21 protein-coding genes and 1 pseudogene are annotated in these 18,755 nt (G+C 41.7%); 4 read left to right on the top strand and 18 right to left on the bottom strand.

The annotated features are described in order from the left end of the window. Positions 1 to 3: 3 nt before the first annotated feature. The 4 genes from GFC28_RS06755 to GFC28_RS06770 form a co-directional block, all read right to left on the bottom strand. A complete protein-coding gene (locus GFC28_RS06755) occupies positions 4 to 1,302 on the bottom strand; it encodes a dihydrolipoamide acetyltransferase family protein (RefSeq protein ID WP_044746647.1) in 1,299 nt (432 codons plus the stop codon). Between the two features lie 61 nt (positions 1,303 to 1,363). Further along, positions 1,364 to 2,341 carry a pyruvate dehydrogenase complex E1 component subunit beta gene (gene pdhB, locus GFC28_RS06760; RefSeq protein WP_044746648.1) on the bottom strand — a complete coding sequence of 326 codons (978 nt, stop codon included), beginning with the start codon at positions 2,339 to 2,341 and terminating at the stop codon, positions 1,364 to 1,366. A 3-nt stretch (positions 2,342 to 2,344) separates the two neighbouring features. Continuing rightward, positions 2,345 to 3,454 carry a pyruvate dehydrogenase (acetyl-transferring) E1 component subunit alpha gene (pdhA, locus tag GFC28_RS06765; RefSeq protein WP_044746649.1) on the bottom strand — a complete coding sequence of 370 codons (1,110 nt, stop codon included), beginning with the start codon at positions 3,452 to 3,454 and terminating at the stop codon, positions 2,345 to 2,347. A gap of 374 nt (positions 3,455 to 3,828) precedes the next feature. After that, positions 3,829 to 4,464, bottom strand: coding sequence for a YkyA family protein (locus GFC28_RS06770; protein ID WP_044746650.1), 636 nt, complete (start codon positions 4,462 to 4,464; stop codon positions 3,829 to 3,831). Between the two features lie 447 nt (positions 4,465 to 4,911). Here GFC28_RS06770 and def point away from each other — a divergent pair, with 447 nt between their 5' ends. Continuing rightward, complete coding sequence (def, locus tag GFC28_RS06775; RefSeq protein WP_044746651.1) at positions 4,912 to 5,466, top strand: peptide deformylase; 555 nt, start codon at positions 4,912 to 4,914, stop codon at positions 5,464 to 5,466. Positions 5,467 to 5,498: 32 nt separating this feature from the next. Here the strand turns inward: def and GFC28_RS06780 are convergent, their stop codons facing one another. Next, positions 5,499 to 6,272 carry a Cof-type HAD-IIB family hydrolase gene (locus GFC28_RS06780; RefSeq protein ID WP_044746770.1) on the bottom strand — a complete coding sequence of 258 codons (774 nt, stop codon included), beginning with the start codon at positions 6,270 to 6,272 and terminating at the stop codon, positions 5,499 to 5,501. Between the two features lie 478 nt (positions 6,273 to 6,750). Between GFC28_RS06780 and GFC28_RS06785 the strand changes: the two genes are divergently transcribed. Next, positions 6,751 to 6,960: a DNA-dependent RNA polymerase subunit epsilon gene (locus tag GFC28_RS06785; RefSeq protein WP_044746652.1), complete on the top strand. Its 210-nt coding sequence runs from the start codon at positions 6,751 to 6,753 to the stop codon at positions 6,958 to 6,960. A 3-nt stretch (positions 6,961 to 6,963) separates the two neighbouring features. Further along, a complete protein-coding gene (gene rnjA / locus GFC28_RS06790) occupies positions 6,964 to 8,631 on the top strand; it encodes a ribonuclease J1 (RefSeq protein ID WP_044746771.1) in 1,668 nt (555 codons plus the stop codon). Between the two features lie 242 nt (positions 8,632 to 8,873). On the opposite strand, the gene GFC28_RS06795 is transcribed toward rnjA, so the two are convergent. The 7 genes and pseudogenes from GFC28_RS06795 to GFC28_RS06825 all read right to left on the bottom strand — a co-directional run bounded on the left by GFC28_RS06795 (position 8,874) and on the right by GFC28_RS06825 (position 14,482). Then, positions 8,874 to 9,539: a potassium channel family protein gene (locus GFC28_RS06795; RefSeq protein WP_236631808.1), complete on the bottom strand. Its 666-nt coding sequence runs from the start codon at positions 9,537 to 9,539 to the stop codon at positions 8,874 to 8,876. A gap of 111 nt (positions 9,540 to 9,650) precedes the next feature. After that, positions 9,651 to 10,094 (bottom strand): annotated as a pseudogene (locus GFC28_RS06800) (TlpA family protein disulfide reductase). 54 nt (positions 10,095 to 10,148) lie between these two features. Next, entirely contained in the window at positions 10,149 to 10,691 is a 543-nt protein-coding gene (locus tag GFC28_RS06805) for a peroxiredoxin (protein WP_044746654.1), read from the bottom strand. A gap of 598 nt (positions 10,692 to 11,289) precedes the next feature. Continuing rightward, positions 11,290 to 11,532: a YkuS family protein gene (locus tag GFC28_RS06810; RefSeq protein ID WP_044746772.1), complete on the bottom strand. Its 243-nt coding sequence runs from the start codon at positions 11,530 to 11,532 to the stop codon at positions 11,290 to 11,292. Positions 11,533 to 11,590: 58 nt separating this feature from the next. Then, positions 11,591 to 12,715 carry an N-acetyldiaminopimelate deacetylase gene (locus GFC28_RS06815; protein WP_044746655.1) on the bottom strand — a complete coding sequence of 375 codons (1,125 nt, stop codon included), beginning with the start codon at positions 12,713 to 12,715 and terminating at the stop codon, positions 11,591 to 11,593. 121 nt (positions 12,716 to 12,836) lie between these two features. Beyond that, positions 12,837 to 13,547, bottom strand: coding sequence for a 2,3,4,5-tetrahydropyridine-2,6-dicarboxylate N-acetyltransferase (gene dapD, locus GFC28_RS06820; RefSeq protein ID WP_044746656.1), 711 nt, complete (start codon positions 13,545 to 13,547; stop codon positions 12,837 to 12,839). A gap of 71 nt (positions 13,548 to 13,618) precedes the next feature. Further along, positions 13,619 to 14,482: a transcriptional regulator CcpC gene (locus tag GFC28_RS06825; RefSeq protein WP_044746657.1), complete on the bottom strand. Its 864-nt coding sequence runs from the start codon at positions 14,480 to 14,482 to the stop codon at positions 13,619 to 13,621. 127 nt (positions 14,483 to 14,609) lie between these two features. Here GFC28_RS06825 and GFC28_RS06830 point away from each other — a divergent pair, with 127 nt between their 5' ends. After that, entirely contained in the window at positions 14,610 to 15,341 is a 732-nt protein-coding gene (locus GFC28_RS06830) for a sulfite exporter TauE/SafE family protein (RefSeq protein WP_044746658.1), read from the top strand. 14 nt (positions 15,342 to 15,355) lie between these two features. On the opposite strand, the gene cbpB is transcribed toward GFC28_RS06830, so the two are convergent. From cbpB to GFC28_RS06855, 6 genes are all read right to left on the bottom strand, one after another. Continuing rightward, positions 15,356 to 15,808 (bottom strand): cyclic-di-AMP-binding protein CbpB, encoded by a 453-nt coding sequence (gene cbpB / locus GFC28_RS06835; protein ID WP_044746773.1) that lies wholly within the window; start codon positions 15,806 to 15,808, stop codon positions 15,356 to 15,358. A gap of 84 nt (positions 15,809 to 15,892) precedes the next feature. Beyond that, positions 15,893 to 16,093 carry an antirepressor AbbA gene (gene abbA, locus GFC28_RS06840; protein ID WP_044746659.1) on the bottom strand — a complete coding sequence of 67 codons (201 nt, stop codon included), beginning with the start codon at positions 16,091 to 16,093 and terminating at the stop codon, positions 15,893 to 15,895. Positions 16,094 to 16,189: 96 nt separating this feature from the next. Beyond that, entirely contained in the window at positions 16,190 to 16,339 is a 150-nt protein-coding gene (locus GFC28_RS19475; protein ID WP_172798642.1) for a hypothetical protein, read from the bottom strand. Between the two features lie 9 nt (positions 16,340 to 16,348). Then, positions 16,349 to 16,597, bottom strand: coding sequence for a YkuJ family protein (locus GFC28_RS06845; RefSeq protein ID WP_044746660.1), 249 nt, complete (start codon positions 16,595 to 16,597; stop codon positions 16,349 to 16,351). A 184-nt stretch (positions 16,598 to 16,781) separates the two neighbouring features. After that, a complete protein-coding gene (locus tag GFC28_RS06850; protein ID WP_044746661.1) occupies positions 16,782 to 17,015 on the bottom strand; it encodes a hypothetical protein in 234 nt (77 codons plus the stop codon). 54 nt (positions 17,016 to 17,069) lie between these two features. Further along, a complete protein-coding gene (locus GFC28_RS06855) occupies positions 17,070 to 18,287 on the bottom strand; it encodes an EAL domain-containing protein (protein ID WP_044746662.1) in 1,218 nt (405 codons plus the stop codon). Between the last annotated feature and the right edge of the window lie 468 nt (positions 18,288 to 18,755).

The following is an 18,755-nucleotide window of genomic DNA, read 5'->3' on the forward strand; positions in this document are numbered from 1 at the left end:
GTTTTACGCCTCCATTAATAATAATTCTGGATCATTTAACAGACGTTTAATATGGTTCAATGCATTTTGTGCTGTTGCTCCGTCAATCATGCGATGGTCAAAGCTTAATGACAAGGCTAATACCGGAGCAATGACAATTTCTCCATCGCGAACGATAGGTTTTTCAGAAATACGGCCAATACCCAAAATCGCTACTTCCGGATGATTAATAACCGGTGTGAACCATTGTCCCCCAGCAGAACCAATATTCGTAATCGTGCAGGACGCGCCTTTCATTTCAGCTGGAAGAAGCTTACCTTCGCGCGCTTTTGTTGCAAGCTCGTTAATTTCTTTGGCAATTGCAAACATTGATTTACGATCCGCATGCTTCACAACAGGAACAAGAAGGCCTTTATCTGTGTCAGCCGCTATGCCAATATTGTAATAATGCTTGTGGACAATTTCTTCTGTCGCATCATCAATCGACGTATTCAGCGTTGGAAATTCACGCAATGCCGATGTTAATGCTTTTACAACATAAGGAAGGAATGTGAGTTTGATTCCTTTCTGTGCTGCAAGATCTTTGAATTTCTTGCGGTGTGCCACCAATTTTGTCACATCTACTTCGTCCATCAATGTGACATGTGGAGCCGTATGCTTAGAGTTAACCATCGCTTTAGCAATTGCGCGACGGATACCGCTCATTTTCTCGCGTGTTTCAGGGAACTCTCCCTCAAGCACAGCTGGTTGTGGTGCTGCTTTTGACGCCGCTTTTTCTTCTGATTGCTCTGCTGGAGCTGTTGAAGAAGCTTCTGCTTTCGGCGTTGCGGCACCTCCCGCTAAAAATGCATCAATATCGCTTTTCAAAATACGACCATTTTTTCCTGTCCCTTGCACAAGACGGATGTCAATTCCTTTTTCCCGAGCGTATTTCCGTACAGATGGCATCGCAATGACGCGGCGATTCGGGTCCGCTTCAGCCGCCGCTGAAGAGGCTTCCTGCGCTGGAGCAGCTTCCTGCTTTGGCTCTTCTGCTGCTTTTGGTTCGTCATGATCCTGTCCCTTAAATTTTAAGTTTTCGTACCCCGGTGCGTCAAATTTAATTAATGTTTGACCAACCGTTGCAACCGTTCCTTCGTCTACTAAAATTTCGAGCACTTTTCCTTTGACAGGAGAAGGGATTTCTACAACCGCTTTATCGTTTTGCACTTCACAAAGCACATCGTCTTCGTTGACTTCATCCCCAGGCTTCACAAACCATTTGACAATCTCGCCTTCATGAATGCCCTCGCCGATATCTGGTAATTTAAATTCAAATGCCACTGTTTGTCGACCTCCTAATTGTTTCCAATGTGCTAGAGGAGGAATTTTCCTCCTCTTTCGCTTAGAAATTCATGACTTTTTTCACCGTTTCGATCACATCTTTGAAGTTTGGCAACCAAACAGGCTCTGCTTGAGAGAATGGATAAACCGTATCTGGAGCTGCTACGCGCAATACCGGAGCCTCTAAGCTTAAAATCGCGCGTTCATTAATTTCTGCTACCACATTCGCAGCAATTCCCGCTTGTTTTTGTGCTTCTTGAACAACAACAGCTCTGCCTGTTTTTTCTACAGATCCGATAATCGTTTCAATATCTAATGGCTGAACGGTGCGCAAATCGATCACTTCTGCAGAAATCCCTTCTTTTTCAAGTTCTGTTGCTGCTTTTAATGATTCATGAACCATTGCGCCGTAAGCAATAATGGATACATCTTTTCCTTCTCGCTTAATATCCGCTTTGCCAATCGGGATGGTGTATTCTCCTTCTGGAACTTCTTGACGGAATGAGCGATATAATTTCATGTGCTCCAAGAAAATAACTGGATCGTTATCACGAATGGCAGAAATCAACAATCCTTTTGCATCATATGGAGTAGAAGGAATAACCACTTTTAATCCAGGCTGCTGTGCTACTAATCCTTCTAAGCTGTCCGCATGCAATTCAGGTGTATGAACGCCGCCGCCGAATGGAGAACGAATCGTAATTGGAGCATGGTAGCGTCCACCTGAACGATAGCGCATACGAGCCATTTGTCCGGAAATGGAATCCATGACCTCATATACGAAGCCAAAAAACTGAATTTCAGGAACCGGACGAAATCCTTCGAGCGCAAGACCGATCGCAAGACCGCCAATTCCAGATTCAGCAAGCGGTGTATCAAATACACGTTCTTCCCCAAATTCCGCTTGCAAGCCTTCTGTCGCGCGGAATACGCCGCCGTTTACTCCAACGTCTTCCCCAAACACCAACACGTTCGGATCGTTTTTTAATTCGATGCGCAATGCATCCGTGATTGCTTGAATCATTGTCATTTGCGCCATGGCCTATTTCGACTCCTTCTCTTTATAAATTTCATATTGTTCTTTTAAATGAAACGGCATCTCTTCATACATGATGCTCATTAAATCCGTTACTTTTTGTTTCGCTGTTTCGTCTGCTTTTTTGATCGCTTCTTTAATATCTTCTTTCGCTTGCTCAATTACGCTGTTTTCTTCAGCTTCGCTCCAAAGACCTTTTTTCTCCAAAAACTTGCGGAAGCGAACGATCGGATCTTTTTTCTCCCACTCGTTTTCAAGTTCTTTTGTGCGGTAACGAGTTGGATCGTCCCCAGCCATTGTATGTGGACCGTAACGGAAGCACAATGTTTCGATCAGCGTTGGACCTTCTCCATTAACCGCGCGCTCACGAGCTTCACGCACAGCTACGTAAACAGCTAATGGATCCATGCCATCCACTTGAATGCCAGGAATACCCGCTGCTGCGGCTTTTTGAGCGATCGTTTTTGCTGCTGATTGCTTTTCTACTGGGGTCGAAATCGCAAAACGGTTGTTTTGCACAACAAAAATAGCAGGGGCTTTAAACGCTCCGGCAAAGTTCATTCCTTCATAAAAATCGCCTTGGGAAGCTCCGCCATCGCCTGTGTATGTAATGGCTACCGCTTTTTTGCCGCGCTTTTTCATTCCTAAAGCAACGCCGGCTGTTTGAATGATTTGCGCTCCGATAATAATTTGTGGCGGCAATACGTTAACGCCTTCAGGAATCTGATTGCCATGAAAATGGCCACGCGAGAATAAAAAGGCTTGATAAAGCGGAAGTCCATGCCAAATCATTTGCGGTACATCACGATAACCAGGCAAAATGAAATCTTCTTTTTCAAGCGCAAATTGGCTTGCAAGCTGGCTTGCTTCTTGACCGGCCGTTGGCGCATAAAATCCTAAGCGTCCTTGGCGGTTTAACGAGATCGAACGTTGATCAAGCACGCGTGTATAAACCATTCGCCGCATTAATTCTTTTAGTTGCTCATCGCTTAAATTCGGCATCGCTGCTTCGTTTACAACTTCGCCTTCTTCGTTTAAGATTTGGAAAGTCGGAAATTGCTCAGCCACTTTTTCGAGCTGCTTCTTCAAATTGAATACGGATGTTTTCGCACCCATTCCATTCACCTCTACCTTTCTTGTATATAAAGTAAAATCAACCATACCAAGCATCTGCAAGCACTTTCATACAGCATTAATTTACCCAAATTCCGCTATAAACAGACAATATTTGCCGGCCGTCTGCACATGATGTGGCAGGATTACGAGAATCAAAAAACTGTATCAATGTTTTCACAAATAAAATTAGTACAATGATTATTTGCAACTTTAAGTTTACACCTTCTTAATCCATCCGTCAATTACTTTGATTTCTCGAATCGCTCCCATACATATATTGTAAACCGAAATAATCTGTTATAATATATAAATGACGTTGTGTTATATTCTGTTATAGTATATTAAGGCATTAAAAAAAGCTGCCTTTTCGACAGCTATTTCCATTCACGATATAATCGCTTCTTTTCTTGATTATACTGTTCCGTATAATCATTAAATTGGTCATTGGCTGAAAGCAGTTCTTTATATGCACGATTAATTTGGTCCGTTTGGTGTTGCAGCTTTTCTAACGTTATATGCTCATCTTCAAGAAGACGATAAAATTCCTTTTCTAGCGCTAACGCTTTATGATAGTGATCATATACTGACTTGTACGCATCGTACCGCTTACCAATAATTTTTATCAAGGAACTCGCCTGTTTTTTCATTGTTTCATCTTGTACATGCGAAAGGCTTTCCTTAACGATGGTTAATTGTTCCTCAGCCTTTTCAATGTTTTTATATTCTTCCTCTATTTGCTTGTTTCTTTTTTCAATAAGCACTTGAGCCTTTCGCGATAATTTGGACACTTCAGAAAATCGTTTCATTCCAAGATCCATGATCTCGTTGTACAGCTTTGTCTGCTCCTGCTCGAGACGAACAAGCTGTTCATGCTCTTTGTTCATTTTGTCCTCGTATTTAGCCATTTTCTCCAACGCATCCATCACTTCTTTTTCAGGTCCCAACACCTTGCACCCTTGCACGAAAACCATCAGACAAAGAATCAGAAAAAATAGTTTAGCTTGCTTCATCTTTCATTCCCTTCTTTCCTGACCCATTTTATCATATGTTTATTTACGATCCACAAATTTGTTTGATAGACTATTATAGATGAAAAACATTTAATTCTTCTATATAATATGGTATTGTTTTCGACGGTGGGGGTCGCTTCATACCCCCGTGAATGGGTCTGAAAGCGGCGTGTTCCGCGTCTTTGTCACGCGAATATGTGGCGAAAACAGGTCCGAAGCTCGCCTCCAATCGTCGATTGTTCACAGATCATTTTTTGATCTTTACAGTTGCACAGATATTATTTCACTAGTGTTGATGGTCCATTATTTTACTTTAAAACAGATGATATGGCTCACCATCCGCTTTTCTACTGAAGCAGAAAAGCGAGGAATTCAGTACTGTTCATTTGTTTTTATTCAATCATCAACACGCTTGATATGATTTCATTATACAAGGAGTGATAAGCGATGATTACCATGAAAGATATTGTTCGCGAAGGCCATCCGGCTTTACGGGCCGTTGCTGAACCAGTTGCTTTGCCTGCTTCTAAGGAAGAGCAGGACCTTTTGCGAAGCATGCTGGAATACTTAAAAATGAGCCAAGATCCAGAGACGGCGGCAAAATATGGACTGCGTCCCGGCGTTGGATTAGCAGCCCCACAAATTAACGTCTTAAAACGAATGATTGCTGTTCATGCCCATGATGAAAAAGGAACGCTATATAGCTATGGTCTGTTTAATCCAAAAATCATAAGCCATTCCGTTCAGCTCTGCTATTTAACAAGCGGAGAAGGATGCTTGTCTGTTGACCGCAACGTTCCCGGATATGTACCGCGTTATGCCCGAATTACGGTTACCGGTACAACCCTTGAAGGCGAAAATATCACTTTGCGCTTAAAAGGATATCCGGCAATTGTCTTCCAGCACGAAATTGACCACTTAAACGGTATCATGTTTTATGATCACATCGATCAAGAAAACCCTTTCAAAGCGCCAGAAAATGCGATTCCGATTGAACGATAAAGCGTAAAAAGAAGGGCGGACCGCCCTTCTTTTTACTTAATCAGCTCGAGCTGCTTCAGTCCGTATAAAATCCCTTCTTCATCCACTCGCTTTGTTACAAAATTAGCCACTTCTTTCACTTTCTCATTGGCATTTCCCATAGCCACACCTGTACCGACAAACTGAAGCATTTCGATATCATTTAGCCCATCGCCAAATGCATAAACATCCTCTTTGTCAATGCCGACTCGTTCGATCAGCCTGCGAATTCCTTCCGCTTTCGAACCACCAAACGGCAATACATCTGTAGATACGTTATGCCAACGCACAAAATGAAACTCAGGATACGATGTGATATAGACATGCTCTTCCTCTGGTTTGCAAAACAAAAGCGCTTGATAAATATCGCGCTGCTCATAGTAAAGCGGATCAAATGGAGGATGAGAAAATTTTAGGCTTTCCATACTTACATGAATATATGGATGTTCTTCAACGCTCGCCCTCATCCTTTCGGCATCCATAAACACAAGCGGATGCCCATTCTCATGAGCACGCTCTTTCAATTCATGCAACTTAGAACGATGCAAAGGATTTTTATAAATGACCTCGTCTTCAAAAACGACATATTGACCATTAAAGCTGACAAAGGAATCGATTCCTAATTTCTTCCGCAAATTTTCAAACATAAAAGGAGCTCTTCCTGTCGCAATCGCTACATACACTCCCGATGTTTTAAGCTTCTGAATAGCTTGCACAGTAGAAGCCGGCAATTCTTTGTTTTCATCAAGCAGTGTGCCATCAATATCAAAAAATACAATTTTCTTCATCGTTTTCTCACCTTTATAAAAAATCATTGCATTTCTTCATCATTACGTTAATGAAAAAAAGCAGGAATGTCAAACAAAAAATCTTCCAGCTTTCACCATGAAAAACCCTTCTTAATCTTCATATACTAAATAAAAAAAGTGGACATTTACTTTCGACAAGAAATGAGTACAATAAAAAGTAGGGAGTGATGAGAGATGTTGAAGAAGCTCAAGAAAAAATTGCTCCAACAATGGAAAGATTTGCTCCGTAAAAAATCAATCGCTTAACCGGACAGCCCTTCTTAAGAACAAAGAAGGGCTTCTTTTAAAATGAAAGACATGAATGAAAGCTCGGAGTTTCGTCAAAGATGATAGAAGTAAAAGGCAGCGCTGCTTGGAACATGTGCCGTGTCCAAAATAAAAAGCATGAAAATCAACTATATTTTATATATAATAAAAAAGTTAGGGAAATTATCGGTTAGTAAGGAGAGGTTTTACAATGATTTTTAAAGTGTTTTATCAAGAAAATCTTGACGAAGTGCCTGTAAGAGAAAAAACAAACACGCTGTATATCGAAGCGGAATCAGAACGGGAAGTACGCCAAAAACTTAAAAATCGCGCAATCAACATTGAATATATTCAGCCTCTTGAGGGCGCTCATTTAGAATATGAAAAACAAAGCCCAAATTTTAATGTACTGGAGATTTAGATGATGAAGTTTTTAAAAGAAAACCAAGTTGGTGTATTTGCGCTCGGCGGATTAGGCGAGATCGGAAAAAATACATATGGCGTACAATTCCAAGACGAAATTATTATCATTGACGCGGGAATTAAGTTCCCGGAAGATGAACTGCTCGGTATTGATTATGTTATTCCTGATTACAGTTATTTAGTCAAAAATGCAGAAAAGATTAAAGGATTATTTATCACTCATGGTCATGAAGACCATATTGGCGGTATCCCCTATTTGCTTCGTCAAGTGAACGTTCCAATATACGGTGGAAAGCTTGCTTTAGGACTCATTCGCAATAAACTAGAAGAGCACGGATTATTAAGCCAAACAAAGCTCATTGAAATTAAAGAGGATGATGTGATCCGTTTCCAAAAGACAGCCGTTACGTTTTTCCGGACCACTCACAGCATTCCGGATAGCTATGGGATTGTCGTAAAAACTCCAGCGGGGCAAATCGTGCATACAGGTGATTTCAAGTTCGATTTCACCCCAGTAGGTGAACCAGCCAATTTAACAAAAATGGCTGAAATCGGAAAAGAAGGTGTTCTATGCTTGCTATCCGACAGCACCAATAGCGAAATTCCACATTTTACAATGTCAGAACGCCGCGTCGGTGAAAGCATCCATGATATTTTCCGCAAAGTTCAAGGCCGGATTATTTTTGCCACATTCGCTTCTAACATCCATCGTTTGCAGCAAGTAACTGAAGCTGCAGTACTTAATAATCGAAAAATCGCTGTATTCGGCCGCAGCATGGAGGCAGCCATTGAGATTGGACAAGGACTTGGCTACATCAAATGTCCAAAGGATACATTTATTGATGCCGGACAAATCAATCGCCTCCCAGCCCATCGCGTCACGATTTTATGTACAGGAAGCCAAGGAGAACCAATGGCAGCATTATCTCGCATCGCCAACGGCACGCATCGGCAAATTCAAATTATTCCTGGGGATACAGTTGTCTTTTCATCCTCCCCAATCCCTGGAAACACGGTCAGCGTGAACCGTACGATTAACATGCTGTATCGAGCCGGTGCCGAAGTGATTCATGGACCGTTAAATGATATCCATACATCCGGTCACGGTGGGCAGGAAGAGCAAAAGTTAATGATTCGTTTAATGAAGCCAAAATATTTTATGCCGATTCACGGAGAATACCGAATGCAAAAAATGCATGCGAAGCTTGCTGTTGACTGCGGGGTTCCTGAAGAGAACTGCTTTATTATGGACAACGGCGAAGTGCTTGGTCTAAGTGCAGAGGAAGCAGGGATCGTCGGTAAAGTTCCGTCCGGATCTGTTTATATTGATGGCAGCGGCATTGGAGACATCGGCAATATCGTGCTTCGCGACCGTCGTATTCTTTCTGAGGAAGGCCTTGTGATTGTCGTTGTCAGCATCAATATGAAAGAATTCAAAATCGCGGCTGGTCCCGATATCATTTCACGCGGTTTTGTTTATATGCGGGAATCTGGCGATTTAATTAGCGATGCTCAAGCATTAATTACAAAACATCTTGAAAAAGTGCTTGAACGGAAAACCAATCAATGGTCAGAAATCAAAAATGAAATCACAGATACTCTTGCGCCGTTTTTGTATGAAAAAACGAAGCGCAAGCCGATGATTTTGCCAATTATTATGGAGATCTAATCAGAAACAGCAAAAAGCAGGGAGAGTCTCCCTGCTTTTTGCTTTCCATATTCCCGGTTTGAAACAACCACTCGGCGAAAAGACAACCTTCTGCTTTTGGATGGACTATACGTTTCAGCCTCTCTTAACATCTAAAAAAGCGCCATAAGCAAGACATGAAGGGCGGCTGAAAAACGAGGAAAATCATTGTCTTATGCCACGTATTGATACAAAACAGCAGCGGTTCGTTTCCTCCTATGCTTTTAGCCGCTCACCACTTTTGCTTCAAAGCGGTCAATATCTTCGTCGGCGCCGATGACAACCAATATGTCCCCTTTTCGAATCATTTCAGAGGCCAACGGAGAAACAATAACTTCATTGCCTCGCTTAATCGCAACAATATTGATCCCATAACGCGCCCGAATATCCAACTCCAGTAATGAATGGCCCTCAAGGCGATGGCTTGCTGCAATTTCAACAATGCTATGAACATCAGAAAGCTCTAAATAATCAAGAACATTATTCGAAATAATGCTGTGTGCAATTCTTTCTCCCATATCGCGCTCTGGATGAACAATTTGGTCGGCTCCGATTTTTTTCAATACTTTTTCATGATAGTCGTTGGTAGCTTTTACGGTAATATTTTGCACCCCAAGCTCTTTTAAAATTAACGTCGTTAAAATACTCGCCTGGATATTGTCGCCGATCGCAACAATCACATGGTCAAAATTGCGAATGCCTAAGCTTTTCAGCACGGCCTCATCAGTTGAATCTCCTACCACAGCATGTGAAGCAATGGAGGCATATTCATTGACGCGATCCTCATCAATATCAATCGCAAGCACTTCCATCCCTTGTTCACTTAATGTACGGCAAATACTGCCGCCAAATCGACCTAATCCAATTACAGCAAACTGCTTTTTTTTCACATGTATTCCTCCAATTTCACATCGCAACATGATCTTCTCTTGTTAATGTAATACGTTATGACAAAAAATGCAAATCAAAAAGGAACGAGCGGTATCGTTCCTTTTGGAGCTTTATTCTGCTTTTTGCTTTTCCTCCAGCACTCGATTGACGCGTTTTTCCAGCATCTTCATTCCGCTTCCACCCGCTTGAAAATGGCGCAGTTTTCCTTCTGCATCGAATACATAGTAAGCAGGAACGTATTGGTTTTCAAATGCATCCGTAATATGGTGTTCATTGTCTACTAAAATCGGCTGTGTCATGCCATGTTCTTCTGACTAGATCAATATCTAAATCTCTTTCCGAGCGTGCATATGTACAGCCACCACATTTAATACATCCTTATAGCGATTGCGAAATTCATTGACTTGCGGCATCGCTTCCTTGCAAACATGGCAGCTTACGGACCAGAAATGAATAAGCGTCGGTTTTTTTCCGATCAAATCCTCGTTTGTAACAGTGCCATTTACATAAGCTGTTGCTCCGTTCAATGTAGGCATTGTCTCACGTAATTTCATCATATCCCTCCTCGTAAACGAAGGTCTAACATGATGTTGTTAGACCTTCTTCGATTATACCTCCAGCGTTTTTTGCCTCGGGTTTGCCGGGCAAAGCTGGCCTGTTTGCAGCGCTTGCAGAACGCGCAATACTTCATCCACATTACGACCGATATCGTTATGATGTGCGACTGCGTATTTTAGCTCTCCCTCTGGATCAATAACGAATAAACCGCAAAGCGCGACTCCTTCCTCCTCAATAAGTACGCCATAGTCACGGGATACTTGATGATTTGTATCCGCTGCTAATGAATACTTAATCTTTCCAAGGCCATTTTCTGTGCGCGACATATTTATCCATGCTTTATGAGAATATACAGAGTCTGTAGAAGCACCAATGACAACTGCATCTAAATCTTCAAATTCTTCATAGCGTTCAGAAATAGCGGTGATTTCTGTTGAACACACGAACGTGAAATCTAATGGATAGAAGAAAAGAACCGTCCATTTATTATTTTTGATATTTTCTTCTAAGCTGACCATGCCAAAATCTCCGTTAGGTAAAACAGCTTTCATTTCAAAACGCGGAGCCTGCTTACCTACCATACGCTCTGCCATATGTATCCCTCCATCATTTTAGATTGAGAAAATATTATATATTTCCTCAATGGTATACCATATATGCGGAAAAATTATACAAAAAGCTATATGGTTATGAAAGATTATATAATAATCGATTCGGAAAAGCTGTTGAGCGACTTCTTAACATCCCTATTCATTCACAACAGACCAAACACTCACGATTCCATGAAAATGTTATGAGCCAAAACACAGATAGCGCGCTGATCAAACTGATCGCCATTATTCTAGTGATTATAATTCGCTCACTATTTTTTCTATATCCATATCATCGTTTTCTAATCGATTGACATGCTTGCATCGTGGACTTTATACATAGATCCCATTAGAAGATTAGGCTTATAGCCCATTCCAAAGCCCCGCTGTTCGTCGTTTGGAGAACAAGTCAACGATTTGTCCCGACCACGCCAAAACATGGCCAAGCGCCAGAATCAATGATCACTAGGTCACTCGGAAACAAATGCTGACACATCAAGTGGTATCTATATGTCACTTGCATGCAAACGATTGAGAGCAGAAAAAGACTAGGAAGGCGCCTAGTCTTTTTTCAAAAGCTGTTGATTTACGAGACGCTTGATTAGCGTAACTTCTCCTCGACTTTTTGGCAAACCTCGTCTGCGGTCAAACCGCTCGCTTCAATAACAGAAGCTGAGGATACAGCATTTTGGATGCCCATCACATTTGAATCCTGGCCAGTCACAACGCAGCAATCGCATCCTTTTGCATCACTTTCCTGTTGAAGTGCAATCACTTCATGACCTCTTTCTTTTAATGCTTGTTGAACATTTGTTAACGATGGTTCTACCCCAATCTTTGCCATCATTCATCCACCTCCTCATTCACATAATGTGCCTTATCGGAGAGGAAAATATGCCATTCTAATTATTTCCTTTCCATCCAATATAAGATGCCAGCAAGGAAATGGCTTGATCAATCGCAAGTTCGTTCGGATTTAACCTTGCATGATGCAACCCGTATTCTGATTCTACACCAAGCCAAAACATAAACCCTGGAATTTCGGCAAGCATATAGCCAAAGTCTTCTCCTGTCATGGCCTCTCGACATTCTATCATGCGAATATCAGAATGCTGCTGCACAAATGTCATGAACTCTTTCGTCAGTTTTTCGTTATTATATACTTGGTAGTACATGGAGCCATAATCAATCGATGCTTCACATTGATAGGCGATTTCCATTCCTTTAACAAGAGATTCAATTCTCTCTTTCACTTTTTTCATAGATTCTGCTGATAGTGTGCGAATCGTTCCTTCTAAACGCGCATTCTCAGCAATTACGTTTTGCACCGTTCCTCCCGAAATTTTCCCGATGGTGATAACAGCGCTGTCAAGTGGGTCAACGTTGCGCGCTACAATTGATTGAAGTTGTGTAACAAGAGCGCAGGCGGCGACGACCATATCATTTGCTAGATGAGGAAATGCCGCATGTCCACCTTTTCCTTTTAAATCAATGAACAGTTCTGATGTATTGGCAAATAGCAATCCTTCTTTTATAGCAATCGTACCAACAGGATATTCCGGTGCTATATGCAGTGCGATAATCATATTTGGCCGCCACTGCTGCATGGGCTCGCTTTGAAGCATCGGCAACGCACCGCCTGGACCTTCTTCGGCTGGCTGAAAAATAAATAATAAATCATCACGAATGGGATGATGCACAAAATGGGTTAATACACCCAAAGCAATACTCATATGAAAATCATGTCCGCAAGCGTGCATTTTTCCTTCATGTTGAGAACGATAAGGAAGTTCTGTTTCTTCATGAATGGGAAGTCCGTCAATATCCGCGCGGTAGGCAATCGTTTTTGTCGGCTGAAGGCCATTGATTTTTACAAAAATACCTGTTTTCCATGTTTGAATTTCCAACCTTTCCTGCGGCAATGACGCAATATAATTTAATAAATATTGCTGAGTTTTAAACTCTTGAAACCCCAATTCAGGAATTTTATGCAAATCACGGCGAATCGATACAAATGGGCTTACCATGCTTTTCTCCTCCTCGTAAAAAAGCGTGGAGCATCTCCACGCTTCGCTTGGCTGTTTCGCCTTAACGGGTATATTGATAGATAGCCTTCTTTTTAATGTTGAAAACGGAACAACACCACTTTTATAGTTGGCGCAATTCTTGCTTAATTTCTGTTTTGGCTTTTGTTTTTTCATCAATTTGTTTAATCACACGAGCTGGTACCCCTGCCACAACAGAATAAGGAGGCACATCATCGATTACCACCGCGCCGGCTGCAACAACTGCGCCTTTTCCAACCGTTACTCCTTCTAAAATAACGGCATTCGCGCCAATCACTACGTCATCCTCTACAATGACCGGCTTCGCTGAAGGCGGTTCAATCACTCCTGCCAATACCGCTCCAGCACCAACATGGCAATTCTTACCTACCGTTGCCCGACCACCAAGCACTGCATTCATATCAATCATCGTTCCTTCGCCAACAACTGCGCCAATGTTAATAACAGCCCCCATCATAATGACCGCATTATCGCCGATCTCAACCTGATCGCGAATAATCGCACCCGGTTCAATGCGAGCTTTAATTCCTTTTAAATCAAGCAATGGAATAGCAGAGTTGCGGCGGTCATTTTCCACAACATAATCTTCAATGCGGTCTTTATTCGCTTCCATCACCGCTTGAATTTCCTGCCATTCACCAAACACGACTCCAGCATTTCCCGTTATAAACGCTTTTGAGCCGGTTCCAAAATCTAATCCTTCAAGATTTCCTTTTATGTATACTTTGACTGGCGTCGCTTTTTTACTATTTTGAATAAACGCAATAATTTCATTTGCATCCATCATTTTCATGTCAGCATCCTCCTTTTATTCTCTTATTCCTTTACTTTAGCAAAACAAAGCCTGCGCTGACAAGCACCAATTCAGTCCATCAGCTCTCGGACCACTTGATAAAACGCTTGTACTTGCGGAAGCTGCCACGCGGTATCTGCACCGATAAGCCACGTATCTCTCTCCATCAATCGCCCCGTTCGATCCTTTAGCGGAATTTTGTTCATAGAATCGTCTAAATCATGAAGCGCTATTTCCGGCAAAATCGCATAGCCGATCCCATGATAAGCCAACTGTTTGCACGTCTCAATTTGATCAACAACCATTGTCCGTTCAGGCAGTGTTTCAAATTGTTCATGCCACCATTGTTGAATATGGAGAAAATAGGTGGAATCGCTTTTAAACTGAATAAACGGTCGATCGGTTTTGGGCAGCTGCTCGAGACCGTTAATTTTTTGATCGATTAAATACAGCCGATCAGCAAACAAAAAATGCTTGATGCCGTTCCAATGGGGAACACCGCGCACGATCCCGATATGAAAATCGTTTTGATACATCCACTCCATAATATTGCTTGTCCATCCTGTAACTAACGCAATTTTGACGTTCGGATATCGCTCGGTAAACCGTTTTAAGATGGATGGAAGCCAGTGCTGGGCAGCAATAGAAACGACTGCTAGCCTTAACGTCCCGCTCGCCCGTCCATCCATTTGCTCGACTTCCTCTTTTACTTGCCCAGTCGCTTGCACGATTTCTTTGGCCAGCTGGACAATTCTCTCTCCAGACGGTGTCAAAATCAGCCCGCGAGGTGTTCGAACGAAAATTTTGGTATTCCAGTCATTTTCAAGCGTCTGCAAACGTTGAGAAAGAGCTGATGGGCTTACATATAATCTTGCCGCTGCTTTGCGCATGTTCAGCTCCTCAGCTAAAATCACAAGCCATTCATATTCAGTCATGCACCCATTGCCTCTTTCTGATAAGTTTTGCTTATCATTCTTGTTTATTTTTATGAAATTTCCTTATACCATTAAATTGTATATGATGATAGTAGAAAATGCTAAACCAAGGAGAGGACGGTTGCATATGGACTATGCCTTATTTATGGTCATCGGGGCATTAACATCGTTTGTCGGAACTCTGGCCGGCGGTGGTGGCTTAATTGGCATGCCTGTCCTGCTTTTAACAGGCGTGCCTGTTCATCAAGCGATCGCCGCCGCTAAATTTTCCAATATGATCAGTTCATTTTCAAGCTTTCTTGTACTTCTTCGCGAAGGAAAAATCGGCTGGAAGCAAACCGCTTTTATCGTTCCGATCAGCTTAGGAGGGGGGATTACAGGCGGATTGCTTGCTTCATCCCTGCCTGAAAAAACCATGACGGCTATCGCCATTGCGTTGTTGACGTTTGCTCTCAGCCTGCAGTTTTTTCGAAAAAAGATGACGCAGCAGCGGTCAGCCGTTTTTTCGAAAAAATTATATGCGCCGCTTTATGGAATTAGCGTCTACGACGGAATGTTCGGTCCAGGTCAAGCCACGTTATTAATGTACACTTATTTGTCAACAGGACTTGACTATTTATCGGCGATCGCCTTTACGCGATTCCAAACGTTTATCAGCTGCTTTGGCGCCTTTGCCACGTATTTGTACGCCGGCCATGTGAACTGGCATATCGCCCCTTTTTTAGCGCTAGGGTCCGTCATTGGTGCACAAGTGTCTGTCAGACTTGCCCAAAAGCTAAAACAAGAACACTTGTCACTCATTTTAAATATCGTCACATTCCTGCTGATTATTCAGCTTGTTTTTAAAATGATCGGGTAAAGCACGCTGAAGCCTCATCCATTATAATGATTGAAGCGCCTCAGCTGCTTGTTCAACCGTTTTAATACTTCGCGTCTTGTAAAAATCCCTTCAAAATAGCCTTGCTCGTTTTCAACACAAACGAAAGGATGATTGACAATCAGCCCGATTCCCTTAATCACATTGTCGTTTAAAGATAAACGTGGAATCTCTTTATTCATCACTTCCTCAACTTTCATTCGCTCCAATCGTTCAAACTCAATTCGCTCTAGTCCCAAAATAGCATCCATAATCATCGTTGTACTGATAAGTCCATGCAGCTTATAAGATATATCAAGTACAGGAATTGCGGAGTATCTAGTTTTTGTTAAAACTAACAAAGCGTGATCCAAGTAATTTCCAACTTGAACATGGGCCACTTTTTCTGAAGGAATTAAAAATTGTGCAATCGTTTTGCCGGTAAATTCTTTGCTATCAAAACTGATCATGCCTATTTCCGCCTTTCGCATATACTTCTTCCCTTTTCAGTTTAACATACTCAGCGGTGTTGGATAAAAAAATAACTATCGCTTTTAAAGCGATAGTTCTTCATGAATTCGATGATACAGCTGTACTAATTTTTGATGACGCGCTTCATCTACATATTTGTAGCCCCTTTCGATATCAGAGAGCTCGCAGCTAATAATTTCAAGTGCATACTGCTGAGTAAAAAGCACATCCAGCAGCAACATCTGCTCATCTAAAGATAATCTTTCCAGCCATTCGTTTCTCATGATTCATCCTCCTTGCCAACATCCATTAGTATATATTCACAAATACGATGAAAAAGTCCAAAAAAAAATAAAAAGCCTTCGCTATTCGAAGACCTTTTATCCTTTACTTGTATAAATGTTGCGCAGCATAAACTGACAAGAAGGACATGTATAAATCACATTTTGATTGGATTGTGCCGTTAATACCTCTTCTAAATAAGCTTGGCTTCGGCATACAGGGCAAATAACAGCCGGCTTTTTTTTCATGATTTCGCCTCACTTTTTTTCATCTAATAACTCAAAAATTTCGATCGCAATCATATCAATATTGTCAAATTGGTAAGTATTTGGCTTCTTCCCTTTCTCATATACCTCTAGCATAAATGTATCGTTTTTCGCTAGGTAGGTGACACTGCATTTTTTTTCTCCATTCACTTCAAAATTTCGCTGCGGCGCCTCGTTGCCACTCGGCTCTTGGTCACGAAGCTGCATAAGCCGTTGAATAATCCCTAGCAGTTGAGACATAAGCTCTTCCTCCTTTATACGAAAAGGGCACTTTATGTATAGTATAGGCCTGATGCTCTCAAAAAAATAAACATATGCCCATGGTTCCCCCATTGATTATATCAGAAAAAACGTGTAAAGTATCCTCTTTCGTCAATCTCCCTCGTCAAAAAGGGCAACCCTTCTAATGGATCGCCCCGCTTGTTTATCCTCTGTTTAAAGCAAGATAAATAATCATGCCTAAAGCCAACAAGCCAGCAAGCACATATGCCAGCAGGACAGGATTGCGAATATACGGATGCTCTTGTATTTTTTCATTCACCGGCGCATCGTATTGTTCCTGCACTTTTTGGCGCCGTCCAAGTGAATACGTATAGAGAAATCCAATAATCGCGATAAGTAATACGATTATTGATAATATAAATGAAGTTTGCGCCATCGTATTTTCACCTCGTGCTTACTTTCCCCCATTTCCCCTATATTTTATTCAATACTAATAATGAGCATCGTGCTCAAATAAATAGCTATAAGATAAATCAATGAACAAGTAGTGGCACTCATCAATCGGATAGGAGTACGTACGAATCGTCTCTCCTGTTTCGATATCTCCGTACAAGTCTGATAAAATGCCCCTTTTACGTGAACGCATACGCACAATATTTTCTAAAAAATATGGACGCCAACTCCAATTCTTCATATAGTACTCCGGCTGCAGTTCCCAAACACGATTCTTTTTGAAAATATTTGCTGATTTTTGAAATCCATCCTCGTCGCACACATAGATGCGAAAGCATACATCGCTCAGCTCAGCAGCTAGACACGAAATGAGTTCATCAAAACTTGCTGTTTTTTTATACTTAGCAAGCAGTGCTGTGATTCTCTGTTGAAACTGTTCGGAAATATTGTATAGTATTTGCAGTTTTTTCTTTTCCAGCTGAATAAATCCGTGGCACTCTTGACGCAAACGGTCTTTTAGAAAATCAGCCGGTAGCAACGCAGACTGCGGTTCAGCCAAATAATACCCTTGATAATAACGGCCGCCATTTTGCCAAGCATATTGCAGCTGAAAAGAGGTTTCAATATCCTCATACAAAAGAGTAGCCCCCATTTTGCGGGCAAGCAAAGAAATCGAATAAAGCACATCCTGATAGGAGTAGCTGCTCGAGGTTTTTCGCAGTTCATGCAAATCCATTTTTAATATATCTGGCGCCAATAGGCTAATGCGCTCAAGATTGCTGCTGTGTTCCCCAATATGATCGAGAGCCACGCGAATCCCGTATGTACGAATATAGGTTAATAAATGACTAAGCTGATTAAAGTCTCCTTTAAAAAACGGCTCGTTAATTTCCAGCACAATACGATCTAAGGACAAGCCCTTCTCTTTATATTGAAACAATAAAGATAAAAATGACTCTGCCCGATCCATCATCAATAAATTAGCATCTTGATTAAGAAAAATAAGCAGCGAATGGTCATCATTCAATAAAAAATGGTCAAGCGCCTTTCTTGTTACGACTTCATCGACTTCTAAGCGAAATTCCTCCGGAATGGCTTCGTCATGAAAAAAAGGGCCTAAGCTTACAATTCCATCCTCAGAGCGATATCTGCCTAATACTTCATAGCCGATGACGCGATGTTCATCAGCGCTAAAGATCGCTTGGTAATACGGGATGACGCGTTGCAAATTAGTTACAATATCTAACGCATCCATGCTGCTCACCTCTTTTTGCACTCGTCATTTTGCATATTATACCACACGATTCCCCTACCTCATAAAGAAAAAAATCGTTGCCATACTATAATCAATGGATGCCGTCCGAACATGCTTTAAGGCATGCGCTCTTCGAACAGTGAACGCTTTTGCGGGCCAATCCCTTTGCTCGCTGGCGCTCCTGTTTAAGGGAAGAGGCAGAAAAGTTTGTTTGTAACTATATCAATACAACTTGATGTCTCAACATGTGTCTCCCATGCCAAAAAGGAATGAGCCGATTTCGACGGCACGGTTTAGCTTGATCGAAGGAGGTCGATGACTTACCTTCCAACCATAAGTTTTCACACATATTGTTCATTCATATTACACAGCATAAAGACAACAAACGAATGGATGTGTTCAATACCAATATATAGGCTCGCATGATAAGGTTTATCATTCGTTTCAGCTTCATATCTGTTTCAGATC

The sequence above is a fragment of the Anoxybacillus sp. B2M1 genome (assembly GCF_001634265.1).
Classification (GTDB): Bacteria; Bacillota; Bacilli; order Bacillales; family Anoxybacillaceae; genus Anoxybacteroides; species Anoxybacteroides rupiense.